The following is a 25,263-nucleotide window of genomic DNA, read 5'->3' on the forward strand; positions in this document are numbered from 1 at the left end:
GGCGGGGGCCCCCCCGCGCCCGCGCCGCCCCGGCGGCGCCCCCCGCCCGCCCCGCGGGGGGGGGGGGGGCCTGGCCCCCCCCCCGCCCCGCCCGCCGGGGGGGCGCGGGGCGCCCCCCCCCCGGCCCCCCCCTCTCCGGTTCACAGGTACTTCTTCAGCTCCCGCCGGGCCAGCGACCGCTGGTGCACCTCGTCCGGGCCGTCCGCCAGCTTCAGCGTCCGCGCCGCGGCCCAGAGTTGGGCCAGCGGGAAGTCCTGCGACACCCCGCCCGCGCCGTGCACCTGCACGGCCTTGTCGATGATGTCGACGACCGCGCGCGGGGTCGCGATCTTGATGGCCTGGATCTCCGTGTGGGCGCCGCGGTTGCCGACCGTGTCCATCAGCCAGGCGGTCTTGAGGACGAGCAGGCGCAGCTGCTCGACCGTCACCCGGGCGTCGGCGATCCAGTTCTGCACGACCCCCTGCTGCGCGATGGCCTTGCCGAAGGCGGTACGGGACACGGCCCGGCGGCACATCAGCTCGATCGCCCGCTCGGCCATGCCGATCAGCCGCATGCAGTGGTGGATCCGGCCCGGGCCGAGCCGGGCCTGGGCGATGGCGAAGCCGCCGCCCTCCTCGCCGATCAGGTTCGAGACCGGGACACGGGCATCGTGGAACAGCACCTCGGCATGGCCGCCGTGGGAGTGGTCCTCGTAGCCGTACACCTGCATCGCCCGCCGCACCTCGACACCGGGGGTGTCGCGCGGGACGAGGACCATCGACTGCTGGCGGCGCACGTCGGCGCCCTCGGGGTCGGTCTTGCCCATCACGATGAAGATCTTGCAGTCGGGGTTCATCGCCCCGGAGATGTACCACTTGCGGCCGTTGAGGACGTAGTCGTCGCCATCCCGCGTGATCCGGGTCTCGATGTTCGTCGCGTCGGAGGAGGCGACCTCGGGCTCCGTCATGGCGAACGCCGAGCGGATCTCGCCGGCCAGCAGCGGCTCCAGCCACTGCTTCTTCTGCGCCTCGTCGCCGAACTGGGCGAGCACCTCCATGTTCCCGGTGTCGGGGGCGGCGCAGTTGAGGGCCGTCGGGGCCAACTCGGGGCTGCGCCCGGTGATCTCCGCGAGCGGCGCGTACTGGAGATTGGTCAGCCCCGCCCCGTGCTCGGCGTCGGGCAGGAAGAGGTTCCACAGACCCTGGCGGCGGGCTTCGGCCTTCAGGTCCTCGACGATCTGCGGGGTGTCCCACGGCGAGGCGAGCAGCGCCCGCTGCTCGTGCGCGGTCTGCTCGGCGGGGTAGACGTGCTCGTCCATGAAGGCGAGCAGTTTCGCCCGCAGCTCCTCGGTCCGTGCGTCGAATGCGAAGTCCATGCGGATCAGCCTTCCTGAAGGGTGGTGAGGCCGTGCTCGATGAAGACGGGGACGAGTTCGCCGATGCGGTCGAAGCCGGCGCCGACGGTCTGGCCGAGGGTGTAGCGGTAGTGGATGCCCTCCAGGATCACGGCGAGCTTGAACCAGGCGAAGGCCGTGTACCAGGAGATGGCGGAGGTGTCGCGGCCCGATCGGGCGGCGTAGCGCTCGATCAGCTCGGCGGGCGTCGGGTGGCCGGCGGCCGTGGCGGTCGTGCTGACGGGGGAGTGCGGGACGTCGAGCGGCGCGCTGTACATCGCGAGCAGACCGAGGTCGGTCAGCGGGTCGCCGAGCGTCGACATCTCCCAGTCGAGGACGGCCTTGATGCGGTCGTCCTCGCCGATCAGGACGTTGTCCAGGCGGTAGTCGCCGTGGACGACGGTCGGGGCGGGCGAGGACGGGAGGGCGCGGCCCAGCGCGGCGTGGAGCTCGTCGATGCCGGCCAGCTCACGATTGCGCGAGGCGTCGAGCTGCTTGCCCCAGCGGCGCAGCTGCCGGTCGAGGAAGCCGTCGGGCCGCCCGAAGTCGCCCAGACCCACCTCCGCCGGGTCGACGGCATGCAGGTCGACGAGCGTGTCGACCAGGCCGAGGACGGCCTCGCGGGTGCGCTCGGGGCCGAGCGGGGCGAGCTGCTCGGCCGAGCGGTACGGAGTGCCGACGACGTACTCCATGACGTAGAACGGCGCCCCGAGCACGCTGTCGTCCTCGCAGAGCAGCACGGGCTCGGGGACGGGCACGGCCGTGCCGTGCAGGGCGCTGATCACCCGGTGCTCGCGCTTCATGTCGTGCGCGGTGGCCAGGACGTGGCCGAGCGGGGGCCTGCGGACGACCCACTGCCCGGTGCCGTCGGTGACGACGTACGTGAGGTTGGACCTGCCGCCCTCGATCAGCCGGGCGGTCAGCGGGCCGCCGACGAGTCCGGGCCGCTCGCGGTCGAGGAATCCGCGCAACTGCTCGGGATCGAGACCTGGCGGCTGGACTGCGCTCATCGTGTGTACCTCCGGGGACGCGGGGCGGGTCGGCGTTCATGATGACCGACCAGTCGGTATGTCGTCCAGGGTCCGGCGGGGAAAGCGGTGTCGGCGCTCTGGTCTTCAATCGGACTCATGAATAGAGTTCACATATGAATCCAGAGCTGATCGTCGAGGAAGTCCGGCTGACCCCGATCCTGATCTCCGACCCACCTCTGCTCAACACCCAGGGCGTCCACCAGCCCCACACGCCCCGGCTCGTGGTCGAGGTCGTCACGCGGGGCGGTGCCGTCGGCCTAGGCGAGACCTACGGCGACACGAAGTACCTGGACCTCGCACGAACGCTCGCCGAGGCGCTTCCCGGTCGTTCGGTCACGGACGTGAATGGCCTGTTCTCGCTGGCCGCGCAGGTGTGCGGCGACTCACGGGCCGTCGACGACCGGGTCGACGCGGGCGGCCTGCGCGGGGTGCAGACCGCCGACAAGCTCCGGCTCTCCGTCGTGTCGGCCTTCGAGGTCGCCTGCCTGGACGCCCTGGGCAGGACTCTCGGCCTGCCCGTCCACGCCCTCCTGGGCGGCAAGGTCCGCGACTCCGTCGAGTACAGCGCGTACCTCTTCTACAAGTTCGACGGGACGGACGACTGGGGCGCGGCCCTCGACCCGGCGGGCATCGTCGAACAGGCCCGCCGCTTCGACCGGACGTACGGCTTCCGCTCCTTCAAGCTCAAGGGCGGCGTCTTCCCCCCCGAGCAGGAGATCGCCGCGATCCGCGCGCTGGCCGATGAGTTCCCCGGCAGGCCGCTCCGCCTCGACCCGAACGGTGCCTGGTCGGTGGAGACCGCGCTGGAGGTGGCGCGGGAGCTGAAGGACGTCCTGGAGTACCTGGAGGACCCGGTGACCGGCACGGACGCCATGGCCGAGGTCGCCGCCCGCACGGACGTGCCGCTCGCGACGAACATGTGCGTCACGACCTTCGAGGAGGTCCCGGAGGCCTTCGCCCGCGAGGCGGTACGGATCGTGCTCTGCGACCACCACTACTGGGGCGGCCTGCGCCGCACCCGCGAACTGGCGGCGCTCTGCCGCACGTACGGCGTCGGGCTCTCCATGCACTCCAACACCCACCTCGGCATCAGCCTGGCCGCCATGACCCAGGTCGCCGCGACCCTGCCCCACCTCGACCACGCCTGCGACACCCATCACCCCTGGCAGACCGAGGACGTCGTCACCACCCGCGCCGCCTTCCACGGCGGCCGCCTGACGGTGTCCGACGCCCCGGGGCTCGGCGTCGAGCTGGACCGCGAGGCCCTCGCCACCCTCCACCGGCGCTGGCTGGACGACGACGGCACCATGCGCGACCGCGACGACGCGGCGGCCATGCGGCGGTTGGACCCGACCTGGGGCGCGTAGGGCGTCCCCCGGGTCGGCGAGCGCTCGGGGAGTGGTCGGGGAGAGCTCGGGTGAGAGCTCGGTGGGTGCCCGGATGAGGGCTCAGGGCAGGGTGAGCGGCTGCGTCTTGTCCCCGGGCGCGGGCGCCGGCCGGTCCGGGTGGACCGCGACCAGCCGGGCGTTGCCCTGGGCGAAGGAGCTCTCCCGGCCGAAGAACTGGTAGCCGGACTCGATGAGCTGCAGGATCTCGTGCCCCAGCATCGCCTGAGGGCCGCCTTCGTCCGCCGCCTTCGTGCTGTCCCAGAGCGCGCCGTCGCCCAGGTTCTCGATCTCCTGCCAGAAGTTGCCCGCGTTCAGTCCCCCGCCGATCAGCATGCCTTCGATCTGCGGCCCGAGAGTGGTGACGATCTTGAACACGGCGCGCTCCGCGATGCCCCCGTCCATGAACGCGTAGTTGACCGGAACGGACCACTTCGTGGTGTTCAGCCGCCGGCCCATGCGCGCGTCCTCGGACAGCCGGTCCCCGGTCTGCGGCTTGCCCTGCTGGTACGTGGCCCATCGCCCCGTGTCGCCGGTGCGGCCGAGGACGAGCTTGCGCTTCGCGTCGAGCGCCGCCGTCCGGGAGCTCGCCATCGTCTCCGACGAGGTGGTGGTGAGGTCGGCGCGGATGGTCCCCTCCAGGGCCGCGAGCAGAGCGCTCCTGTCGCGCACCTGGGGCGGACCCACCAGACTCTTCAGGTACTCGATGTTGTCGCTGAGCTCCGCGTTGAGCATGACCCATTTCGGGTTCGTGCGATTCGCGTTCCAGGTGTCGTACTCGGCGAGGTACTCGTCGAGGCCGGGCTCGGCCTGGGCGACCAGCCTGCGCGCTTCGTCGTCGATCTTGGTCGGGTGGTGCATGCGCTGGACGTCGCCGGTGCCGGCAGCCGTCGGCGCGGCCTGCGCGGGCGCCTCGCCGGAGGTGGCGGCGGTCGGCGGGCGGCCCATCACCCGGCGCGCGGTGGCCTCCGCCTCGCGCTCGAACCGGTCCGACGGGTCGCTGACGCGCAGCCCGTCGCCCCGGTCCGTCCCGGCCACCGGCCCCGAGCGCTGCTGGAGGACATGGGTCAGCTCGTGGGCGAGGGTGTGCCGGTCGATACCGGAGGGCCCGGCGACGATGTGGCTGCCCGAGGTGTAGGCCGCGGCGCCGAGTTCGGCGGCGGAGGCCCTGGCGGCGGCGTCCGAGTGGATACGGACGTCGGAGAAGTCGGCCCCGAAGCGCGCCTCCATGTCGGTGCGGCTCCGCTCGTCGAGCGGCCGGCCGCTGCCGCGGAGGACCTTGTGCACGGCGGACCGCTGCACCGCCGGCTGCGGCTCCTCCTCGTGGCCGCACCCGGCACCGTGCCGATGCGGGTCCCGGGCGGCACCGGCACGGTGGAGCATCTGGACGACGGCGGCGTTCCCGGCCGAGCGCTGGAGGGCGAGCAGGGCATCGGCGGGCGCCGCCGGGCGGGACGGGGACGGGCGCTCGGCCGAGGCGTCTCGCCTCTTCGATGCTCGGCTGTTCGCTCGGTCGTACATGGAGGTCCCTTCGGCGCCGGTCGTCTGCCTTCCGGTATACCCGGGCGGGTTGATGCCCCGACAGGTACGGAGGGGCAGACTTCCCTGCCCTCCGGGGCCGCGCGCCGCCGCCCGAACGCCGCCTCGCGCCGGGCCCGCCCGGGCACCACGAGGCGCGCGGCCCGCCCGCATGGGGTCTTGGGGAATGCCCGGCGGATCAGCGCCCGGGCGCCGCGCCTGCGCCGACCCTCGGCCCTCTCTGCCCTCACGTCGCCCCTCGGCGCGACCCTCGGCCCTCTCTGCGCTCACGTCGCCCCTCGGCGCGACGCTCGGCCCTTCCTGGGCTCACGCCGACCCTCGGCGCCGGGCGCGACCCTCGGCGCCGTGTGTGGCCCATGGCGCCGAGGGTCGGCCCACGGCGTCAGGCGTGGCACGCCACCGGAACGCCGCCGTTCATCGCCGCCATGTCGCCGAAGACCACCGCCGCGTCCAGGGGGGATCCCTCGGGCAGCCCGTCCAGCTCCGCGTACGCCCGGTGCAGGTTCGCCACCAGCCGCTCGCTCTCCCGCCAGGCCGCGAACTCCCCGAGCTCCGCCCGGCGGGCGGTCTCCAGGGGCGTGGCCCCCTTCGCATGGCCCTCGCCCGCCAGCTCGGCCACCCAGCGCAGATAGCGCTCCGTCGCGTCGTACGCCGAGGGGTCGGTGACCCGGCCGTGCCCGGGCACCACCGTCGGCGCGTCCAGCGCGCGCAGCACGTCCAGCGCCCGCAGCGAGCCGGACAGCGAACCCATCGGCAGGAACGGCGTCCCGCCGTGGAAGACCAGGTCCCCGGTGAAGACGACGCCCTGCTCGGGGAGATGGACGATCGAGTCGCCGGTCGTGTGTGCCGGCCCCGGGTGCAGCACGCGCACCTCCAGCTCACCCACGTACAGCGTCAGCCGCTCGCTGTACGTCAGCGAGGGCGGCGTCACCTCGACCTCGCCGAAGTCGGTCTGCGGCCACAGCAGATGGAGCTGACGTCCGGCCGCGAGCTGCTCCACCCGGCAGCTGTCGTGCCCGACGATCCGCGCCTCCGGCAGGAAGACCCCGTTGCCGTAGGTGTGGTCGCCGTGGTGGTGCGTGGAGACGATCGTGCGGGGGAGCGGCAGCCCCTCGGCGACGACCGCCTCGCGCAGCAGCCGCGCCCGCCGCTCGGTCGCGGCCGTGTCCACGAGCAGCGTCTCGTGGGCGTCGCCCACGAATCCGGCGTTGTTCAGGCACCAGCCGCCGTCCGGCTGGACGAAGGCATGCACGTGCGGCGCGAGGCGGACGACATACGGATCGGTGACGGACAAGGATTCCCCCGGACGTGATGGACGGGCCCGACTGGCAAGGGCAGGAAGACAAGTGTGCCTGCCGGTCGGGCCCGTTCCGGGGAAGTTCAGTGGTCGTCCCAGTGGTTGCCGTGCTCCGCGTGCCGATGCCCGTCGTGGACGTAGTCGACGTGGTCCCCGTGCGCGACGGCCGTGTGTCCGCACTCCGGCCCGTGCGTGTGGTCGGGGTGGGTGTGCGCGACGTGCGACGTGGGCTCGCACTCGTCCCAGTGCCCCGCGTGTTCGCGGTGCAGATGCCCGTCGTGGGCGTAGTCGACGTGGTCCCGGTGCGTGACGGCGGTGTGCCCGCACGACGGGCCGTGGGTGTGCGCGTGGGTGGTGTGCTCGTGGTGGAGAACGGTCATGGCATCGCCTCTGTGAAGGGATATGACCATCTCAGGCTAGTCCGAAATGAGTATCTCGTCCCTGTATCGCCCTGCGCCTCGATCCATGCGTCGCCGCACCCCCGACCCGCCCTGCCGGGCCAATCCGGCTTGCGGGGCACGAGGAGCGACGTGATCGTTCGGGGTATGAAGGCGATCAGCTACAGCCGCTACGGCGGACCCGAGGTGCTCGAGTACGGCGAGCGGCCCGACCCGAAGGTCGGGCCCGACGACGTGCTCGTCAAGGTGCGGGCCGCCGCGGTGAACCCCGTCGACTGGAAGGCGCAGGCCGGCTACCTCGACGGGATGATCGACGCCGTCTTCCCCGTCATCCCCGGCTGGGACGTCTCCGGCGTCGTCGTCCAGCCCGGTGTCTCGGTCACCGAGTTCACCGTCGGCGACGAGGTCATGGGCTACGTCCGCGAGGACTTCCTCGCCCGCGGCACCTTCGCCGAGTACGTCGCCGCCCCGGTCCGCACCCTCGCCCGCAAGCCGCGCACCATGAGCTTCGAGGAGTCCGCCGCCCTGCCCCTGGCCGGACTGACCGCCTACCAGGTGCTCCACCAGGCCCTCGCCGTCCGCTCCGGCGAGACCGTCCTGGTGCACGCGGCGGCGGGCGGGGTCGGCTCCATGGCCGTCCAGATCGCCCGCCACCTCGGCTGCCGGGTGATCGGCGCGGCGCGCGAGGCGGGCCAGGAGCGGATCAGGGAGCTGAGCGCCGAGCCGGTCCTGTTCGACGAGAGCACCTTCGCGGAGCAGGTCCGCGAGCTGGCGCCGGACGGCGTGGACGCGGTCTTCGACACGATCGGCGGCCCGTTCCTCAAGCTTGCCCCCCGGGTTCTGGCCCCCGAAGGCCGCCTCGCCTCGATCGCCGACGGCGAGGTCATCGGCCTCGGCGGCCGCTACTTCTGGGTGCGCCCCGACCCCCGTGACCTCGCCGCGCTCGCGGAGCTGGTCGAGGAGGGAGTGCTCTCCGTGCGGGTCGCCCGGAGCTTCCCGCTGGAACAGGCGGCCGACGCCCAGCGCGCCAACGCCGAGGGCGGCCTGAACGGCAAGGTCGTGGTCACGGTGGAGTGGCCCGACTAGCCAGGCCCCGGGGCCCCGGTTCCGCCGAACGAGTCAGGCCCCAGGGCCCCCAGGTCCGTCGAACGAGCCAGCCCCCAGGGCCCTCAGGTCCGTCGAGCGAGCCAGGCCCCAGTGCCCCCACTCCCGTCAGAGCACCACCGCGACCGCGAACGCCGCCAGTGCGATCGTGCAGACCGTCGCGAGCAGCGCGCCCCGGTGCGAGAGCGGCCGCGGCCGCGCCGCGTCCAGGGCGTGGATCCGGCGGTGGGCGACGGCCAGGAACCCCACCCAGACCAGTGCCGACAGCGCCGCGCCCGCGACCCCCGCCGGTGTGATCTCGTCACTGATCGCCGCCTTCGCGGCGAGCACGGCCACGACCGTGCAGGTCAGCGTCGTGCGCCGCCACGCGAGCCGGGTCCGCTCCGGCTGCAGCCCCGGGTCCCGGGCCGGCGTCGCCGGCTGTGTCACCGTCCGGCCCAGCCGAAGACGATGACCACCACCATCGCCAGCGCCACCACGGCCACCGCGAGACTCAGCACCGTCGGGAACCGAGACACCGGAAGGTCCTCGCCGCGCCGCATCGCGCGCTCGCAGCGGACCCAGTGGTTCACCGCCCGGAGTGCGCACAGCACGCCCGCGCCGAGCAGCGCGAGCGAGAGCCCGACCCGTACCCCCCAGCGCAGATCGGGCAGGAACTGGTCGACGGCGAAACCGCCGCCGACGAGCGCCAGCGCGGTCCGGATCCAGGCGAGGAAGGTGCGCTCGTTGGCGAGCGAGAACCGGTAGTCCGGAGTCTCGCCCTCGTCCCGGATCCGCTGCGGCGCGAACCACAGCCGAAGACTCTGCACGAAGTCACTCACCCGGGAACCTTAACCGCGGTGCGCGCGCAGTCGTTCGTAGGCCGCCAGGCCGTCCGGGACCCAGGTCCACTCCCCGAGCCGTTCGGCCACCTCCGCCTCCGGCAGGAAGGCGTGCCAGGCGACCTCTTCCACCTGGGGGCGCACCGGCAGCGCGCAGCGCACCTCGTAGACGGCGGACCACCACTTCCCCGCGACGCCCCCGGAGTCGTACAGGAAGCGGAACAGCGGTTCCGGCCGGGGCAGGCCGCTCACGCCCAGCTCCTCCTCGGCCTCGCGCAGCGCGGCGTCGTCGTACGTCTCGCCCGCGCCGACGACCCCGCCGACGAACATGTCGTACAGGGACGGGTAGACCAGCTTCGACGGCGTGCGGCGGTGCACGAAGATCCGGTCCTGGGCGTCCCGTGCCTGGATGAAGACGCAGCGATGGATCAGGCCCCGCGCGTACACCTCGGCGCGCGGGGCCTGTCCGACCACCTCGTCGTTCTCGTCGACGACGTCCAGGATCTCTTCGGCGGGGTTCGTCATCCCGCCATGAAATCACCGGTCGGCGAGACGCGTCCTCACTGGCCCATGACGTACTTGACCGTCGGACCGGTCGTCCAGCCGCCGTCCACGGCCAGCTCCGCGCCCGTCATGTACGAGGCCGCGTCCGACAGCAGGAACACGACGGCGCCCGCGATCTCGGGCGCCTCGCCGACCCGCCCCATCGGGGTGTTCGGGTACTTGCCCGCGCCGCGCTCGATGCCGACGACCGCCGTCATCGGGGTGTACGTCATGCCGGGGTGGACCGAGTTGACGCGGATCCCCGCCGTGCCCAGCTCCACCGCGCCGATCTTCGTCAGCCCGCGTACGCCCCACTTGGAGGCGCCGTAGCCCGCGGTCAGGGCGAGGCCCATCAGGCCGGCCGCCGAGGAGATGTTGACGATCGAGCCGCCGCCGGCCTCCTTCATCGCCGGTATCGCTGCCTTCATCCCGATGAAGACACCGGTCAGATTGATGTCGAGCACCTTGCGGAAGTTCTCGACGGACTCGCTCTCCAGGAACGAGCCTGCGGCGATCCCCGCGTTGTTGACCAGGCCGTGCAGACCGCCGAACTCGGCGACCGCGTACGCCACCGCCGCGGCCCACTCCTCCTCCGAGGTGACGTCGTGGTGGAGGAACCGCGCCCGCTCGCCCAGCTCGGCCGCGGTCGCCTTGCCGTCCTCGTCCAGCACGTCGGTGATCACGACGTTCGCCCCCGCGGCGACGGCCTGCCGTGCGGCCTCTGCGCCCAGACCGCGGGCGCCGCCGGTGACGAGGACGGTCCGGCCGGTGAGGTCGTGGAGGCGGGTGGGTTCGGGAGCGGCGGTGGGCTCGTTCATGGAAGGTCCTCTCGGATCGTGGGCAGCGGGGCCCGGAGCAGGGCGGTGGTGGTCTCGACGAGATCGGCGAGGAAGAGCGCCTCACCCGTGAGCGGTCGGGTGCCGTCGAGGTACTGCCTGGCCCGGTCGGCCATGGCCGCGCCGACGACGGTGAGCGCCAGGTCGAGACGCTCCAGGCGCAGGGGCTCGGGCAGCGCGGTCAGACAGGCCTCGACCCGCTCGATCAGTCGCCAGTACACGGTGCCGTCGAGCGTGGGATGGGGGGTGCGGGTACGGACGCCGCTCTCATGGCTGAGCTGCGCGGAGATCCGCAGACAGCGCAGTCCGCGCTCGGTGCGCAGCTCGCTCGCCTCGGCGGTGACGAGCGCGCGGATCAGCGCGTGCGGTTCGTCGGCCGCCGCTGCGAGGAGGGGGTCGAGGACCTTCTCCGTACGGCGCTGGCGGCCGGCCATCACCGCGTCGAGGAGGCCGCCGCGGGAGCCGAAGTGGTACTGCACGGCCGACGGGTTGCTCTGTCCCGCCAGGGCGACGATGTCGCGAAGCTGGGCGCCGTCGACGCCCTGGGCGGCGAAGATCTCCTCCGCCGCGCGGATCAGCTTGTCCCTGGTCTCGGGCCCCGATGTCCTCGCCATGCGTTCATATTAATGCTCGGCATTAGAAAACGGGAGAGGCGTGCGCGGTCCGAACGGTTGACTCGATACATCGGTGTATCCAAGATTCGGTCCATGTCGTACGACGCTGATGTGATCGTGATCGGAGCCGGCCTCGCCGGGCTCGTCGCCACCGCCGAGCTCGTGGAGGCCGGACGGAGCGTGATCCTGCTCGACCAGGAGCCGGAGCAGTCCCTCGGCGGCCAGGCCCATTGGTCCTTCGGGGGTCTCTTCCTCGTGGACTCGCCCGAGCAGCGCCGGATGCGGATCAAGGACAGCCACGAGCTCGCCCTCCAGGACTGGCTCGGCACCGCCGGGTTCGACCGCAAGGAGGACCACTGGCCGCGGCGCTGGGCGGAGGCGTACGTCGACTTCGCCGCGGGCGAGAAGCGCAGCTGGCTGCACTCCCGCGGAGTGCGCTTCTTCCCGGTCGTCGGCTGGGCCGAGCGCGGCGGGTACGACGCGAACGGGCACGGCAACTCGGTGCCCCGCTTCCACATCACCTGGGGCACCGGCCCCGGCCTCGTCGCCCCCTTCGAGCAGCGGGTCCGCGAGGGCGTCGCCCGGGGCCTCGTCACCTTCCGCTTCCGCCACCGGGTCACCGGCCTCGGCCGTACGGCGGGCGCCGTGGACACCGTCAGCGGCGAGATCCTGGAGCCCTCCACCGCCGAGCGAGGCACCGCAAGCAGCCGGGAGACCACCGGCACCTTCGAACTGCGGGCCCAGGCGGTGATCGTCACCTCGGGCGGCATCGGCGGAAACCACGACCTCGTCCGCGCGCAGTGGCCGGACCGGCTCGGCACCCCGCCCGCGAAACTGCTCTCCGGCGTTCCCGCGCATGTGGACGGGCTGATGCTCGGCATCACGGAGGCGGCCGGGGCCCACCACATCAACCGCGACCGGATGTGGCACTACACCGAGGGCATCGAGAACTGGAACCCGATCTGGGCCAAGCACGGCATCCGCATCCTGCCGGGGCCGTCCTCGCTCTGGCTGGACGCCCGCGGCCGCCGGCTGCCCGTCCCGCTCTTCCCCGGCTTCGACACCCTCGGCACGCTCGAGCACATCATGAGGACCGGGTACGACCACACCTGGTTCGTGCTCGACCAGCGCATCATCGGCAAGGAGTTCGCCCTCTCGGGCTCCGAGCAGAACCCCGACCTCACCGGCAAGTCGATCCGGGACGTCATCGGCAGGGCCCGCGCGGACGTGCCGGGGCCGGTGAAGGCATTCATGGACCACGGCGTCGACTTCGTCGTGGAGAAGGACCTGGCCGCCCTCGTCCGGGGCATGAACGCCCTGACGGACGAGCCGCTGATCGACGAGACGGAGCTGCGCCGCGAGATCACCGCCCGGGACCGGGAGATCGCCAACCCCTTCACCAAGGACCTTCAGGTCACGGCGATCCGGGGCGCCCGCAAGTACCTGGGCGACAAGCTGATCCGTACGGCGTCCCCGCACCGGATCCTGGACCCCAAGGCCGGCCCGCTGATCGCCGTACGCCTGAACATCCTCACCCGGAAGTCGCTCGGCGGCCTGGAGACGGATCTGTCGTCGCGCGTCCTCAAGGAGGACGGCGAGGTCCTGGAAGGGGTGTACGCGGCGGGCGAGGCGGCCGGGTTCGGCGGCGGAGGCGTCCACGGCTACCGCTCCCTGGAGGGCACCTTCCTCGGAGGCTGCATCTTCTCGGGCCGCGCGGCGGGCCGGGCGGCGGCGAAGGCGGTGGGCTAGACGGTCGGGCGGACGGCGGGCCCGGGTCGAGGCCCGGCGGCTCCGGTGGCGGCGCACACGGTGCGCCGCCACGGCGCTGGGAGCCTCAGCCCAACTGCCGTACGACCCTGAACCGCTCGGCGACCGCGATCGTCGCGTCGGTCACCGTGAACTCCGGGTCCCCGAGGAACTCCCGCATCTCGGCGCCGTGCCAGAACCTCTCATGGGAGGCCCGCCACTCGGCGACCGTCGTGTACCCCTCGCCCTCGTCGATCGCGAACGGGAGGTCGATCTCCCCGACGGGCAGCACCCGTACCTCCGTGGTCTCCACCACGGCGACCGGCCGCTCCTCCGAGTCGAGCAGGGCCCAGCGCTCGCCCACGCGCGGCAGCTCCTCGCCCTCCGACTCGAACTCCACCATGAGACCCGTCGTCGACGTCTTCCCGCCCGACAGGACCGCGGCCACCAGCTGGTCACGCAGCGGCCCGGGGAAGGCCAGCGCGAGGGGCTTGAGGGACTCGGGGTCGTCCACCGGCTCGGTGTTCCCCACCTGTTCGGCGCTCTCGGTCTGCTCCATGCCCCGAAGTCTGGCACGCGGGCACAAGCACGAAACCGGGCCCGGTCGCCTGAGGAGGCGTCCGGACCCGGTCCGTGCGGGGGAGTCGAGAGCCGCGGCTACAACACCAGCGACAGCAGCAGCACGAAGGCGATGCCGACCACCGAGATGATCGTCTCCATCACCGACCAGGTCTTGATCGTCTGGCCGACGTTCATCCCGAAGTACTCCTTCACCAGCCAGAAGCCCGCGTCGTTGACGTGGCTGAAGAAGAGCGAACCGGCACCGATCGCCAGCACCAGGAGCGCCGTCTCGCTCGTGCCCATGCCCTCGGCGAGCGGGGCCACCAGGCCGGCCGCCGAGATCGTCGCCACGGTCGCCGAGCCGGTCGCGAGCCGGATCGCCACGGCGATCAGCCAGGCCAGCAGCAGGGCCGGGATCGACCAGTTCTTGGAGAAGTCCAGGATCATCTGGCCCACGCCGACGTCGATCAGCGTCTGCTTGAAGCCGCCGCCCGCGCCGACGATCATCAGCACGCCCGCGATCGGGGCGAGGGACTTCTCGACGGTCGTGGAGAGCCGCTGCTTGGTGAAGCCGGCCGCGCGGCCCAGCGTGAACAGGCCGACGAGCACGGCAGCGAGCAGCGCGATCAGCGGCGAGCCGATGACGTCGGTGACCTTCTGCAGGCCGTTGTCCGGGTTGTCCACGACGATGTCGACCAGCGCCTTGACCAGCATCAGGACGACGGGCAGCAGAACGGTCGCGACGGTGACGCCGAAGCCGGGGCGCTTCTCCAGGTCCTCCGACGGACGCGCCGGGATCATGTTCTCGGGCGCCGGGATGTCCACCCAACGGGCGGCGTAGCGGGAGAAGAGCGGACCGGCGATGATCACGGTCGGGATGGCGACGAGGACACCCAGCGCGAGCGTGACACCGAGGTTGGCGCCCAGCGCGTCGATGGCGACCAGCGGGCCGGGGTGCGGCGGGATCAGTCCGTGCATCACCGACAGACCGGCCAGAGCCGGCACGCCGATCCGCATCAGCGAGTAGTTGCCGCGCTTGGCGACGAGCAGGACCACCGGGATCAGCAGCACGATGCCGACCTCGAAGAAGAGCGGCAGACCGATGACGGAGGCGATCAGCACCATCGCCCAGGGCATGGACCGGCCGCTCGCCTTGGCGAGGATCGTGTCGACGATCTGGTCCGCGCCGCCGGAGTCGGCGAGCAGCTTGCCCAGGATCGCGCCGAGCGCGATCAGCACACCCACGCCGGCGACGGTCTTGCCGAGGCCGGTGGTGAAGGAGTCGATGGTCGCCGCGAGCGGGGCTCCGGCGAACGCGCCCAGGGCCAGCGACCCGATGGTCAGCGCCAGGAAGGCATGCAGCTTGAACTTGGTGATGAGCAGGACGATGACGGCTATGCCGGCGAGCACGGCTATGCCGAGCTGGGCGTTGCCGGCCGAGGTGATCGGCTCGACGGCATCCGCTGCCAGCATCTCGACGCTGAGACTGGTCACGGTTGATTCCTTAGGGGACGGGTGGGGGCAGGAGGGGGACGGGGTACGGCGGCGGTCGTACGGAGATCAGCCGGCGAACTCGCGCAGCGCGGCGACCGCCCGGGCGGCGATCTCCTCGGGGGAGCCGGAGACGTCGACGGCGACACCCGCCTCGTCGTCCTGCAGTGGCTGCAGGGCGGCGAACTGGGAATCGAGCAGCGCGGTCGGCATGAAGTGCCCCTTGCGCTCACTCATCCGCCTCTCGATCAGCTCGCGGTCGCCGGTCAGATGGAGGAAGACCACGCCCGGGGCCGCCGCTCGCAGCCGGTCCCGGTAGATCCGCTTCAGGGCGGAGCTGCTCACCACCCCGCCGTGACCTTCCCGGCCGTGCGCCCACTCGCCGATCGCGTCGAGCCAGGGGCCGCGGTCCGCGTCGTCCAGCGGGATGCCGGCCGACATCTTGGCGACGTTCGCCGCCGGGTGGAAGTCGTCGCCCTCGGCGTAGGGGACGCCGAGCGCGTCGGCGACCAGCGGACCGATGGTCGTCTTGCCGGTGCCGGCGACGCCCATCACGACGACGACCCGGGGGACCGTCGGGGAGGTGGTGCTCATGAGGTGGTGCCTCGCTGTCTTCTTCGACATCGATTCCGTCGCGCTTATGAAACCCATTGGGTACGACGTATTCAAGAGCTTGTGACATTGAAGTCATACTTTTTGTTGTCGATCTTGGTGCCCGCGTAGGCTGACCCCCATGACGACACCGGCCCAGGGGCTCCATTCGCACGTCCTCGCCACCCTGGGTCTCGCGATCACCGCGGGGGAGTACCCGCCCGGAAGCGTGCTGCGCACCGATGAGTTGGCCCAGCGCTTCGACGTCTCCCGCACGGTCGTGCGCGAGGTCGTCCGCGTCCTGGAGTCCATGCACCTCGTCGAGTCCCGGCGCCGCGTCGGCGTGATCGTCCTGCCGACGGCGCAGTGGAACGTCTACGACCCCCAGGTCATCCGCTGGCGCCTGGCCGGCGCCGACCGGCCCCGCCAGCTGCGCTCGCTCACCGTGCTCCGCTCGGCCGTCGAGCCGGTCGCCGCCGGACTCGCCGCCGTCCACGCCACGCCCGAGCAGTGCCGCGAGCTGACCGAGCAGGCGCTCGGCATGGTCGCCACCTCGCGCGGCCGGCAGCTGGAGGCGTACCTCGTCCACGACATCGCCTTCCACCGGGTCGTCCTCAACGCCTCCGGCAACGAGATGTTCGCCCGGCTCGGCGACGTGGTCGCCGAGGTGCTCACCGGTCGCACGCACCATCAGGTGATGTTCGAGGATCCCGACCCGGCCGCCGTCACCCTCCATGTCCAGGTCGCCGAGGCGGTACGGGAGAGGGACGCGGTCCGCGCCGAGGAGCTGACCCGGCAGATCGCGGTCGGTGCGCTCAAGGAACTGGATGTTCTCGCGCCGTAAGACCTTCCGATCCCAGGCGTTCGCCCCAGAGGAACCTCAGAAGTAGCTCAAAAATGGGCGTTCAGTGACATTGGCCACTGCTGAAATCCCGCCTTGCCGTGACGATGTGCGCTGGCCGTGAGAGCCGTGGACGACCTCCACGCGCGCGGCCGGGTACCGCACAGACCCTCCCCCTCACGAAGGCGAACAACTCCATGAGTGACCGCACCCTCCCTGCGGCCGACACGCTGTCCGCCACGCCACCGGCGACGGCATCCGGAGCGTCCCCCCACGTAGACGCCGGCGACGCCGGGTACCGCAAGGACCTGAAGTCCCGGCACATCAACATGATCGCCATCGGCGGCGCGATCGGCACCGGTCTCTTCCTCGGCGCCGGTGGCCGCATGGCCAACGCCGGACCGTCCCTGTTCATCGCGTACGCGGTCTGCGGAGTCTTCGCCTTCTTCGTGGTGCGGGCCCTCGGCGAGCTGGTCCTCTACCGCCCCTCCTCCGGCGCCTTCGTCTCCTACGCCCGTGAGTTCATGGGAGAGAAGGGCGCCTACACGGCCGGCTGGCTGTACTTCCTCAACTGGTCGACCACCGCCATCGCGGACATCACCGCGGCCGCGACCTACGCCCACTTCTGGGCCATGTTCAGCGACGTCCCGCAGTGGATCCTCGCCCTGATCGCCCTCGCGGTCGTCCTCGCCGCCAACCTCATCTCGGTGAAGTACTTCGGCGAGATGGAGTTCTGGTTCGCGATCATCAAGGTCGGCGCGCTCGTCGCCTTCATGCTGATCGGCATCTTCCTCATCGTGACGTCGCACGACGTCGGCGGTCACACCCCGGGCCTCTCCACCATCACCGACAACGGCGGCATCTTCCCCAGCGGTGTCATGCCGATGCTGCTGCTGATCCAGGGCGTCGTCTTCGCCTACGCCTCCGTCGAGCTGTGCGGCGTCGCCGCCGGCGAGACCGAGAACCCCGAGAAGATCATGCCGAAGGCGATCAACTCGATCATGTGGCGCGTGGGCCTCTTCTACGTCGGCTCCGTCGTCCTCCTCGCGCTGCTCCTGCCGTACACCGCGTACTCCGGCGACCAGAGCCCGTTCGTCACGGTCTTCGACAAGCTGGGCATCCCCGGCGCGGCCGGCGTCATGAACCTGGTCGTCCTCACCGCCGCGCTCTCCAGCCTGAACTCGGGTCTCTACTCGACCGGCCGGATCCTGCGCTCCATGTCGCTGGCGGGCTCCGCGCCCAAGTTCACCGGCGTCATGAACAAGGGCGGCGTGCCCTACGGCGGCATCCTGCTGACCGCCGCCTTCGGTGTCCTCGGTGTCGGCCTGAACTACCTCATGCCCGGCGAGGCCTTCGAGCTCGTCCTGAACTTCGCCTCCATCGGCATCATCGGCACCTGGGCCATGATCATGGTCTGCTCGCTGCTGTTCGTGAACCGCTCCAAGGAAGGCCGGGTCACCCGCCCCGGCTACCAGCTGCCCTGGGCCCCGTACACCCAGATCGTCACGCTGATCTTCCTCGGCTCCGTCCTCGTCCTGATGTGGATGGACGGCGGCATCAGCCGCACCACCGTGAACTGCCTCCCGCTGATCGGGCTCCTGCTCGTCGGCGGCTGGTTCCTGGTGCGCAAGCGGGTCCGCGCGACCGCCGCCACGTACAAGGACTGACGCCCCCACCGCGTACGCCCCCACCTACACCCCCCACGGGTGAAGAGACCCCCGCAGGCAGAACCTGCGGGGGTCTCGCCCTTTGTCAGGAGATAGTGGTACCCAAGAGCCTTACCGAGGAAGGGAAGTACCCGATGGCGCAGCAGGTCCAGGGGGTCGTCGCCCCCGGCAGGAACGAACCCGTGCGGGTGGAGACGATCGTGATTCCCGACCCCGGCCCCGGCGAGGCCGTGGTGAAGATCCAGGCATGCGGGGTCTGCCACACCGATCTCCACTACAAACAGGGTGCCATCAACGACGAGTTCCCCTTCCTCCTCGGCCACGAGGCGGCGGGCATCGTCGAGTCGGTCGGCACGGGCGTCACCGACGTGGCCCCCGGCGACTTCGTCGTCCTCAACTGGCGTGCCGTGTGCGGAGCCTGCCGGGCCTGTCTGCGCGGCCGCCCCCAGTACTGCTTCGCCACCCACAACGCCGAGCAGAAGATGACGCTGCTCGACGGGACGGAGCTCTCCCCGGCGCTCGGGATCGGCGCCTTCGCCGAGAAGACCCTGGTCGCAGCGGGCCAGTGCACCAAGGTCGACCCGTCCGTCGCCCCCGAGGTCGCCGGGCTCCTCGGCTGCGGCGTCATGGCCGGCATCGGCGCGGCGATCAACACCGGCGAAGTCGGCCGCGGCGACACCGTCGCCGTCATCGGCTGCGGCGGCGTCGGCGACGCGGCCGTCGTCGGCTCCCGCCTCGCCGGCGCGGCCAGGATCATCGCCGTCGACATCGACGACCGCAAGCTGGAGACCGCGCGGGCGATGGGCGCCACCCACACCGTCAACTCCCGCTCCACCGACCCCGTCGAGGCCATCCGCGAGCTCACCGGCGGCTTCGGCGCCGACGTCGTCATCGAGGCCGTCGGCCGCCCGGAGACGTACAAGCAGGCGTTCTACGCCCGCGACCTCGCCGGAACGGTCGTCCTCGTCGGCGTCCCCACCCCCGAGATGCGGCTCGAACTCCCGCTCCTGGACGTCTTCGGCCGCGGTGGCGCGCTCAAGTCGTCCTGGTACGGCGACTGTCTGCCGTCCCGCGACTTCCCGATGCTCATCGACCTGCACCAGCAGGGGCGCATCGACCTCGCCGCCTTCGTCACCGAGACCATCGGACTCGGGGACGTCGAGAAGGCCTTCGCCCGGATGCACGAGGGCGACGTCCTGCGTTCGGTGGTGGTCCTCTGATGGCGGCACGGATCGACCATCTCGTCACCTCCGGCACCTTCAGCCTCGACGGCGGCACCTGGGACGTCGACAACAACGTCTGGATCGTGGGCGACGACACGGAGGCGATCGTCATCGACGCCGCCCATGACGCCGCCGCCATCCTCGCCGCGCTCGACGGCCGGACCCTGCGCGCGATCGTCTGCACCCACGCCCACAACGACCACATCGACGCGGCCCCGGCCCTCGCCGCCGCCACCGGCGCCCGGATCCTGCTCCACCCCGACGACCATCCGCTCTGGAAGCAGACCCACCCCGACCACACCCCCGACGGCGAACTCGCCGACGGCCAGGTCCTCACCATCGCCGGTACGGACCTCAAGGTCCTGCACACGCCCGGTCACGCCCCCGGAGCGGTCTGCCTCCACGCCCCCGACCTGGGCACCGTCTTCACCGGCGACACACTCTTCAAGGGCGGCCCCGGCGCGACGGGCCGGTCCTTCTCCCACTTCCCCACGATCGTCGACTCGATCCGCGACCGGCTGCTGACCCTCCCACCGGAGACGGTCGTCCGCACCGGCCACGGCGACACCACCACCATCGGCGCCGAGGCCCCGCACCTGGAGGAGTGGATCAGCCGAGGCCACTGAGCCGCAGCCGGCTCTCGAACCTCAACGGCGTGCCCGAGAACGGGTCGGTGAACTCCAGCGTCCGCGCGAGCAGTTGCAGCGGACGCGCGAAGTCCTCCGGCCCGTCCTCGCGCACCACGGGATAGATCGGATCGTGCAGGATCGGCAGCCCCAGGGCGTTCATGTGCACCCGCAGCTGATGGGTGCGCCCGGTCGCCGGCAGCAGCCGGTAGCGCCCGAGCGCCTCCCGGTGCTCGACCAGCTCGATCCGGCTCTCCGCGTTCGGCTCGCCCGGCTCCTCCCGGGCGGCCATCACCCCGCGCTCCTTCACGATCCGGCTCCGCACCGTCACGGGCAGCGCGACCGCCGGGTCGTGCGGCGCCACCGCCTCGTACTCCTTGCCGACCAACCGGTCGCGGAACAGCGTCTGGTAGGCCCCCCGGTCCTCGGGCCGCACGACGAACAGCACCAGCCCCGCCGTCAGCCTGTCGAGCCGGTGCGCGGGCTGCAACGCGGGCAGCCCCAGCTCCCGCCGCAGCCGCGCGAGGGCCGTCTCGGTCACATGCCGCCCGCGCGGCATCGTCGCCAGGAAGTGCGGCTTGTCGACGACCAGGATCCGCTCGTCCCGGTGGACGACCCCGATCTCGAAGGGCACCCGCTCCTCCGCCGGAAAGTCCCGGTGGAACCAGAGGCGCAGCCCGGCGGCGTACGGCTCCTCGCCGCCCAAGGGCCCGTTCGTACCCACGAACCGCCCGCCCGCGAGCATCTCCTCGACCCGTGCGACCCCGACGGCACCCCCGAAGCGGTCCCGCAGATGATCCCCGACGGTCAGCCACACCCCGTCGGGATCCTCCGGCAGCCGCACGCGCGCGGGATCGATGCCGTCCCGCTGGGGGAGCGGCGCCTCCGGAGCCTTCGTTCTGCGTCTCACCACACCACGGTAACCACCCCTCTACGCCTCCCTACGCAGGCCGCCGAGCACGCACCTCGGTCGAACTGCGTAGAGCGAGACCGCCTTCACGCCGCGTAGCGACCCCTGCGCGGGGGAAGGAGCACACTGCCGCTGACACCTAGGGGGCCGCATGGAACCGCTCGCCGCGGGCGCAGTCGTCGCACTGATCGCCCGCTACGCCGAACACCTCGCCGGCGCCGAGGTCGAGACCGCCGCCACCGACCGACTGCGCCGCCTCTGGGACACCGTCACCGCCCGCTTCGACGGCGATCCGGTCGCCGAGGGAGCCCTGCGCCGTCTCCGGGACCGGCCCGACAACGCCAACCGGCGCGGAGCGGTCGAGGACCACCTCCAGGAACTGGCCGAGAACGACCCCGAGTTCGCCCGCTCCCTCGCCACGCTCCTGCGCGAGGCGGACGAGGCGGACGGCGACACCGGCGCCTTCCGGAGCGACAGCGCGGGCGCGGCCGCCGTGGACGGCCCGACCGTCGGGATCCGCGGCGGCTCGATCGCTGCGGGCCGGGACGTGAGGATCGACGGACCGCGCATCCCCGCGGCCCGAACGTCCGTCGAGAACGGCTGACCGATACGGGCCGGGCGCGGGCGCCCCGGGAGAACGCCGAAGTCCCCGTCGAGATGATCTCGACGGGGACTTCGTGTGGTGTCCGAGGGGGGACTTGAACCCCCACGCCCGATAAAGGGCACTAGCACCTCAAGCTAGCGCGTCTGCCATTCCGCCACCCGGACAAGGTGTCTCTCTTTCCGGCCGCTGGGCCGTTCCGACGTGGAAAACCATAGCAAACATTCGGAGTGGCCGATCACCACCCCCGTTCCGGCCGGAACCGTGTGACGGCCGCATGTCGGCCGAGGGCCGCCCTTGGGTCCCGGGGCCCCGGCGCGGGAGGATGGGGGCGACCACCAGCAAGCACGTGGGGCACGTAGTGGGAGGAAGCAACGTGAGCGAGTCGAACACCGCCCGGAGCGTCACCGGCGAGGACGAGGTCGTCGACCTGTGTCGCGACCTCATCCGCATCGACACCAGCAACTACGGCGACCACTCCGGCCCCGGCGAGCGGGCGGCGGCGGAGTACGTCGCCGAGAAGCTCGCGGAGGTCGGGCTCGAGCCGAAGATCATCGAGTCGCACAAGGGGCGGGCCTCCACCGTCGCCCGTATCGAGGGCGAGGACCCCTCCCGGCCGGCCCTGCTCATCCACGGCCACACCGACGTCGTGCCGGCCAACGCCGAGGACTGGACCCACCACCCCTTCTCCGGCGAGGTCGCCGACGGCTGCGTCTGGGGCCGGGGCGCGGTCGACATGAAGGACATGGACGCGATGACCCTCGCGGTCGTGCGCGACCGGATGCGCAGTGGCCGCAAGCCCCCGCGCGACATCGTCCTCGCCTTCCTCGCGGACGAGGAGGCCGGCGGCACCTACGGCGCCCGGCACCTGGTCGACCACCACAGGGACCTTTTCGACGGGGTGACGGAGGCGATCGGCGAGGTCGGCGGCTTCTCCTTCACGGTCAACGAGAACCTGCGGCTCTACCTGGTCGAGACGGCCCAGAAGGGCATGCACTGGATGCGGCTGACCGTCGAGGGCACCGCGGGCCACGGCTCGATGACCAACAACGACAACGCGATCACCGAGCTCTGCGACGCCGTCGGCCGGCTCGGGCGCCACCAGTGGCCCGTCAGGGTCACCAAGACCGTGCGGTCCTTCCTCGACGAGCTCTCGGACGCCCTGGGCACCCCGCTCGACCCCGAGGACATGGAGGCGACCCTCGCCAAGCTCGGCGGCATCGCCAAGATGGTCGGCGCGACCCTGCGCAACTCCGCCGCCCCGACCATGCTCGGCGCCGGGTACAAGGTCAACGTCATCCCGGGCCAAGCCACCGCGCACGTCGACGGACGGTTCCTGCCCGGTTACGAGGAGGAGTTCCTGGCCGACCTCGACCGGATCCTCGGCCCGCGGGTCAAGCGCGAGGACGTGCACGGGGACAAGGCCCTGGAGACCAGCTTCGACGGCGCCCTCGTCGACGCGATGCAGCTGGCCCTCAAGGCCGAGGACCCGATCGCCCGTGCCGTGCCGTACATGCTCTCCGGCGGCACCGACGCCAAGTCCTTCGACGACCTCGGCATCCGCTGCTTCGGCTTCGCGCCGCTCAAGCTGCCGCCGGAGCTGGACTTCGCGGGCATGTTCCACGGCGTGGACGAGCGCGTTCCGGTCGACGGACTGAAGTTCGGCGTCCGTGTTCTCGACCGGTTCATCGACGCCTCCTGATTCGGCCCTCCGCACATTGTTTCGACACCGCCCGCTATTCGACCGCGCGTACGTATGTGACCGGAAAGAGTGAATGCGCTCATAGGCTCGTAGCCCCAATACTTCCCCCTCGTTACAGGTGGTGCGGTCCGCGGCTGGGATCGCATTGCCAACAAGGAGGAATAATGATCAAGAAGGTCGTCGCTGCTGCGGCTGCCACCGGCGGTCTCGTTCTCGCGGGTGCGGGCATGGCCGTTGCCGACTCGGGTGCCCAGGGTGCCGCCATCGGTTCCCCCGGCGTGCTCTCGGGCAACGTCGTCCAGGTGCCGGTTCACATCCCCGTGAACGTGTGCGGCAACACGGTCTCCGTGATCGGGCTGCTGAACCCCACCTTCGGCAACACCTGCATCAACGCCTGACGTTGTGCCTCGACCCATGAGGGTCTGAGCCGGTCCGGCCCCGGAGTGCGTGCCATGCACTCCGGGGCCGGTGGGCATTTCCGCCCCGGGCGTCGTGCCCGGTGGCCCTCTTCTTCCACAGCTCGGCTGCTCCGAAGCTCGGAAGGCAGAAGCCGAGAAGGCAGGGAACAACTATGCGACAGGTCACGCGCAAGGGTCTGATCACCATTGCGGCCGCGGGCAGCGTCATCGCCCTCGGCGGTGGTTATGCGAATGCCGATTCGGGTGCGAACGGCACGGCCTCGAATTCCCCGGGCGTCGCGTCCGGGAACTCCGTCCAGGTTCCGGTTCACGTTCCGGTGAACGCCTGCGGAAACACCATCAGTGTCATCGGGTTGATCAACCCGGCTTTCGGTAACTCGTGCGCCAACGTCTCGAAGCCGGGCCGTGGCGGGTCCTCGGCCGAGGGCGGCACCCGCAACTCGCCGGGCGTCGGTTCCGGCAACACCGTGCAGGTGCCGATCGACGTCCCGGTCAACGCATGCGGCAACAGCGTCACGGTCATCGGCGGCATCAACCCGGCGTTCGGCAACGGATGCGGCAACGGCGTCGAGCCCACCCACCCGGGTAACCCCGGTAACCCGGGCAACCCCGGTAACCCTGGGAATCCGGGTAACCCCGGGAATCCGGGCAACCCCGGGAATCCGGGTAACCCTGGGAACCCCGGTAACCCGGGCAACCCCGGTAACCCGGGCACTCCTGGCAACCCCGGAACCCCTGGCAACCCGGGTGACTCGGGCGAGCCCGGCGGCCCCGGCACGCCGAACGGGCCGAACACACCCGGTGCGCACACCATCACGCAGCCCGGGGCGACCGAGGAGCTGGCAGAGACCGGTTCCGGGCCCCTCGGGATGATCGTCCCGGCCGGCGCAGGTCTGCTGCTCGCCGGTTCGCTGCTCTACCGCCGCGCCCGCCACTCCGCCTAGGACGGCCGCGCGACGCAACGGGGCCCCGCACGGCGGGGCCCCTTCTCATGTCACCAGGTGGCGCGGACCTGACGGATGATGCGCCGGCGCAGCCGCACCCTGCGGCTGCCGTCCCGATGCAGGCTCAGTCGGTCCAACTCCCAGTGCCCGTACTCGGCATGGTCGGTCAGAAGCCGCGTCGCCTCCTTGCGGGAGACGCCGCGCGGCACGTACACGTCGACAAATTCGTATTCCGGCATCGCATCTATTGTGCGGGCACAGGCCCGGTACGGATAGCGTGCGTCCCATGTCTGATGCTGCGCAGCCCACCGCTGCCGAGGTACGTGCCGCCGCCGAGGCGGTCAAAGCCGCACTGGACCGTCACCTCGAGGCGGTCGAGCGCCGCTCGGGGGACGACGACCCGGCCGTCTACGAAGCCTTCAACGCCCTCGCGGCGGCGGCCGAGGCGTACGACGAGCGGCTCTACGACCGGTACGACGAGGTCACCCCCTTCGAGATCCCGGGAGCCGACGACTCTCTGCCGCCGTACGCGGGCCCCGAGGAGCCGCACGCCCTCAGCGTGCTGATCCGTCGCGACTACGCGGTGGTGGAGCCGAAGCGCCTGCTCGCCCAGGCCCAGCGCATCGCCGATCTGGAGAACGACGAGGAGGGCGCGGACGCCGCGCCCGTCGTCGGCGCCAGCACGCATGCCGCCCTCGGTGTGCTCTTCGGAGAGTATGAACCGGACGAAATCGCCTCACGGCACAAGGAGTTCGGCCTGGAGGAGGGCGACTCCACCCTCTGGGTCTCGGCCGCGGAGGAGCTGCCCGACCCGGGGGAGTGGCTCAACGCCCCCTTCGAGCACGCCGATCCCGAGCAGATCGTCTGCCGCTTCGACGTCAGCGCGGTCTTCGACGACGAACCGGACGACGGCATGGAGCAGCAGGACGCCTGAGCCTGACGCGCACGGCCGCACACATACGCACGGCGGAGGGCGGGACACCCACACGGTGTCCCGCCC

General features: G+C 71.4%; 27 protein-coding genes and 1 tRNA gene. 12 read left to right on the forward strand and 16 right to left on the reverse strand.

The annotated features are described in order from the left end of the window. Positions 1-140 precede the first annotated feature (140 nt). On the reverse strand, positions 141-1,355 hold the full coding sequence (locus ACFQ7Q_RS31545) for an acyl-CoA dehydrogenase family protein (protein ID WP_383561114.1): 1,215 nt from the start codon (positions 1,353-1,355) through the stop codon (positions 141-143). A gap of 5 nt (positions 1,356-1,360) precedes the next feature. Continuing rightward, on the reverse strand, positions 1,361-2,383 hold the full coding sequence (locus ACFQ7Q_RS31550; protein WP_383561116.1) for a phosphotransferase family protein: 1,023 nt from the start codon (positions 2,381-2,383) through the stop codon (positions 1,361-1,363). Between the two features lie 134 nt (positions 2,384-2,517). On the opposite strand from ACFQ7Q_RS31550, the gene ACFQ7Q_RS31555 reads away from it, so the two are divergent. Continuing rightward, positions 2,518-3,771, forward strand: coding sequence for a glucarate dehydratase family protein (locus ACFQ7Q_RS31555; RefSeq protein ID WP_383561118.1), 1,254 nt, complete (start codon positions 2,518-2,520; stop codon positions 3,769-3,771). An 81-nt stretch (positions 3,772-3,852) separates the two neighbouring features. Here ACFQ7Q_RS31555 and ACFQ7Q_RS31560 read toward each other — a convergent pair whose 3' ends face one another. The 3 genes from ACFQ7Q_RS31560 to ACFQ7Q_RS31570 form a co-directional block, all read right to left on the reverse strand. Beyond that, positions 3,853-5,310, reverse strand: coding sequence for a DUF4157 domain-containing protein (locus ACFQ7Q_RS31560; RefSeq protein ID WP_383561119.1), 1,458 nt, complete (start codon positions 5,308-5,310; stop codon positions 3,853-3,855). Between the two features lie 400 nt (positions 5,311-5,710). Then, positions 5,711-6,622: an MBL fold metallo-hydrolase gene (locus tag ACFQ7Q_RS31565; protein ID WP_383561121.1), complete on the reverse strand. Its 912-nt coding sequence runs from the start codon at positions 6,620-6,622 to the stop codon at positions 5,711-5,713. An 86-nt stretch (positions 6,623-6,708) separates the two neighbouring features. Next, positions 6,709-7,005, reverse strand: coding sequence for a hypothetical protein (locus ACFQ7Q_RS31570; RefSeq protein ID WP_383561123.1), 297 nt, complete (start codon positions 7,003-7,005; stop codon positions 6,709-6,711). A gap of 165 nt (positions 7,006-7,170) precedes the next feature. Here ACFQ7Q_RS31570 and ACFQ7Q_RS31575 point away from each other — a divergent pair, with 165 nt between their 5' ends. After that, a complete protein-coding gene (locus ACFQ7Q_RS31575) occupies positions 7,171-8,109 on the forward strand; it encodes an NADP-dependent oxidoreductase (RefSeq protein ID WP_383561125.1) in 939 nt (312 codons plus the stop codon). Between the two features lie 126 nt (positions 8,110-8,235). Here the strand turns inward: ACFQ7Q_RS31575 and ACFQ7Q_RS31580 are convergent, their stop codons facing one another. Genes ACFQ7Q_RS31580 through ACFQ7Q_RS31600 form a run of 5 tightly spaced genes read right to left on the reverse strand, consistent with a single transcriptional unit; the run spans position 8,236 to position 10,941 of the window. Then, complete coding sequence (locus ACFQ7Q_RS31580) at positions 8,236-8,556, reverse strand: DUF202 domain-containing protein (protein ID WP_383561127.1); 321 nt, start codon at positions 8,554-8,556, stop codon at positions 8,236-8,238. Beyond that, positions 8,553-8,948, reverse strand: coding sequence for a YidH family protein (locus ACFQ7Q_RS31585; RefSeq protein WP_383561129.1), 396 nt, complete (start codon positions 8,946-8,948; stop codon positions 8,553-8,555). Before ACFQ7Q_RS31585 ends, ACFQ7Q_RS31580 begins: the two co-directional genes overlap by 4 nt. 9 nt (positions 8,949-8,957) lie before the next feature. After that, on the reverse strand, positions 8,958-9,473 hold the full coding sequence (locus ACFQ7Q_RS31590; protein ID WP_383561131.1) for an NUDIX hydrolase: 516 nt from the start codon (positions 9,471-9,473) through the stop codon (positions 8,958-8,960). A 35-nt stretch (positions 9,474-9,508) separates the two neighbouring features. Further along, positions 9,509-10,309, reverse strand: coding sequence for a glucose 1-dehydrogenase (locus ACFQ7Q_RS31595; RefSeq protein WP_383561133.1), 801 nt, complete (start codon positions 10,307-10,309; stop codon positions 9,509-9,511). Then, positions 10,306-10,941 carry a TetR/AcrR family transcriptional regulator gene (locus tag ACFQ7Q_RS31600; protein WP_383561135.1) on the reverse strand — a complete coding sequence of 212 codons (636 nt, stop codon included), beginning with the start codon at positions 10,939-10,941 and terminating at the stop codon, positions 10,306-10,308. The genes ACFQ7Q_RS31595 and ACFQ7Q_RS31600 overlap by 4 nt, the downstream gene beginning before the upstream one ends. Before the next feature lie 93 nt (positions 10,942-11,034). On the opposite strand from ACFQ7Q_RS31600, the gene ACFQ7Q_RS31605 reads away from it, so the two are divergent. Continuing rightward, entirely contained in the window at positions 11,035-12,690 is a 1,656-nt protein-coding gene (locus tag ACFQ7Q_RS31605; RefSeq protein WP_383561137.1) for an FAD-binding dehydrogenase, read from the forward strand. 85 nt (positions 12,691-12,775) lie between these two features. Here ACFQ7Q_RS31605 and ACFQ7Q_RS31610 read toward each other — a convergent pair whose 3' ends face one another. The 3 genes from ACFQ7Q_RS31610 to ACFQ7Q_RS31620 form a co-directional block, all read right to left on the reverse strand. Then, entirely contained in the window at positions 12,776-13,246 is a 471-nt protein-coding gene (locus ACFQ7Q_RS31610) for an ASCH domain-containing protein (RefSeq protein WP_383561139.1), read from the reverse strand. Positions 13,247-13,344: 98 nt separating this feature from the next. Continuing rightward, positions 13,345-14,742 (reverse strand): gluconate:H+ symporter, encoded by a 1,398-nt coding sequence (locus ACFQ7Q_RS31615; RefSeq protein WP_383561141.1) that lies wholly within the window; start codon positions 14,740-14,742, stop codon positions 13,345-13,347. Positions 14,743-14,808: 66 nt separating this feature from the next. Further along, positions 14,809-15,333, reverse strand: coding sequence for a gluconokinase (locus tag ACFQ7Q_RS31620; RefSeq protein ID WP_383561143.1), 525 nt, complete (start codon positions 15,331-15,333; stop codon positions 14,809-14,811). 139 nt (positions 15,334-15,472) lie between these two features. Between ACFQ7Q_RS31620 and ACFQ7Q_RS31625 the strand changes: the two genes are divergently transcribed. From ACFQ7Q_RS31625 to ACFQ7Q_RS31640, 4 genes are all read left to right on the forward strand, one after another. After that, a complete protein-coding gene (locus tag ACFQ7Q_RS31625) occupies positions 15,473-16,174 on the forward strand; it encodes a FadR/GntR family transcriptional regulator (RefSeq protein ID WP_383561145.1) in 702 nt (233 codons plus the stop codon). 194 nt (positions 16,175-16,368) lie between these two features. Then, positions 16,369-17,838 (forward strand): amino acid permease, encoded by a 1,470-nt coding sequence (locus ACFQ7Q_RS31630; protein WP_383561147.1) that lies wholly within the window; start codon positions 16,369-16,371, stop codon positions 17,836-17,838. A gap of 134 nt (positions 17,839-17,972) precedes the next feature. After that, positions 17,973-19,058 carry an S-(hydroxymethyl)mycothiol dehydrogenase gene (locus tag ACFQ7Q_RS31635; RefSeq protein WP_383561149.1) on the forward strand — a complete coding sequence of 362 codons (1,086 nt, stop codon included), beginning with the start codon at positions 17,973-17,975 and terminating at the stop codon, positions 19,056-19,058. Beyond that, positions 19,058-19,687 carry an MBL fold metallo-hydrolase gene (locus ACFQ7Q_RS31640; RefSeq protein WP_383561151.1) on the forward strand — a complete coding sequence of 210 codons (630 nt, stop codon included), beginning with the start codon at positions 19,058-19,060 and terminating at the stop codon, positions 19,685-19,687. The genes ACFQ7Q_RS31635 and ACFQ7Q_RS31640 overlap by 1 nt, the downstream gene beginning before the upstream one ends. Here ACFQ7Q_RS31640 and ACFQ7Q_RS31645 read toward each other — a convergent pair. Then, positions 19,671-20,597, reverse strand: a complete 927-nt coding sequence (locus tag ACFQ7Q_RS31645; protein ID WP_383561153.1) for a pseudouridine synthase — start codon at positions 20,595-20,597, stop codon at positions 19,671-19,673. The genes ACFQ7Q_RS31640 and ACFQ7Q_RS31645 overlap by 17 nt on opposite strands. A gap of 151 nt (positions 20,598-20,748) precedes the next feature. On the opposite strand from ACFQ7Q_RS31645, the gene ACFQ7Q_RS31650 reads away from it, so the two are divergent. Beyond that, positions 20,749-21,201, forward strand: coding sequence for a hypothetical protein (locus ACFQ7Q_RS31650; protein ID WP_383561155.1), 453 nt, complete (start codon positions 20,749-20,751; stop codon positions 21,199-21,201). Positions 21,202-21,277: 76 nt separating this feature from the next. Here ACFQ7Q_RS31650 and ACFQ7Q_RS31655 read toward each other — a convergent pair. Continuing rightward, positions 21,278-21,365 (reverse strand) — tRNA-Leu (locus tag ACFQ7Q_RS31655). Between the two features lie 209 nt (positions 21,366-21,574). Between ACFQ7Q_RS31655 and ACFQ7Q_RS31660 the strand changes: the two genes are divergently transcribed. The 3 genes from ACFQ7Q_RS31660 (at position 21,575) to ACFQ7Q_RS31670 (ending at position 24,263) form a co-directional block, all read left to right on the forward strand. Then, the gene (locus ACFQ7Q_RS31660; RefSeq protein WP_383561157.1) at positions 21,575-22,900 is read left to right on the forward strand and encodes a M20/M25/M40 family metallo-hydrolase; all 1,326 of its coding nucleotides are present in this window, start codon (positions 21,575-21,577) and stop codon (positions 22,898-22,900) included. 164 nt (positions 22,901-23,064) lie between these two features. After that, positions 23,065-23,298, forward strand: coding sequence for a chaplin ChpH (chpH, locus tag ACFQ7Q_RS31665; RefSeq protein ID WP_383561159.1), 234 nt, complete (start codon positions 23,065-23,067; stop codon positions 23,296-23,298). A gap of 173 nt (positions 23,299-23,471) precedes the next feature. Next, a complete protein-coding gene (locus ACFQ7Q_RS31670) occupies positions 23,472-24,263 on the forward strand; it encodes a chaplin (RefSeq protein WP_383561161.1) in 792 nt (263 codons plus the stop codon). 50 nt (positions 24,264-24,313) lie between these two features. On the opposite strand, the gene ACFQ7Q_RS31675 is transcribed toward ACFQ7Q_RS31670, so the two are convergent. Then, on the reverse strand, positions 24,314-24,502 hold the full coding sequence (locus ACFQ7Q_RS31675; protein WP_005319466.1) for a DUF5703 family protein: 189 nt from the start codon (positions 24,500-24,502) through the stop codon (positions 24,314-24,316). 47 nt (positions 24,503-24,549) lie between these two features. Between ACFQ7Q_RS31675 and ACFQ7Q_RS31680 the strand changes: the two genes are divergently transcribed. Further along, positions 24,550-25,197 (forward strand): hypothetical protein, encoded by a 648-nt coding sequence (locus tag ACFQ7Q_RS31680; RefSeq protein ID WP_383561162.1) that lies wholly within the window; start codon positions 24,550-24,552, stop codon positions 25,195-25,197. The last annotated feature ends 66 nt before the right edge of the window (positions 25,198-25,263 follow it).

Origin of the sequence: Streptomyces sp. NPDC056527, assembly GCF_042794475.1 — a bacterium.
In the GTDB taxonomy this organism is placed as follows: Bacteria; Actinomycetota; Actinomycetes; order Streptomycetales; family Streptomycetaceae; genus Streptomyces.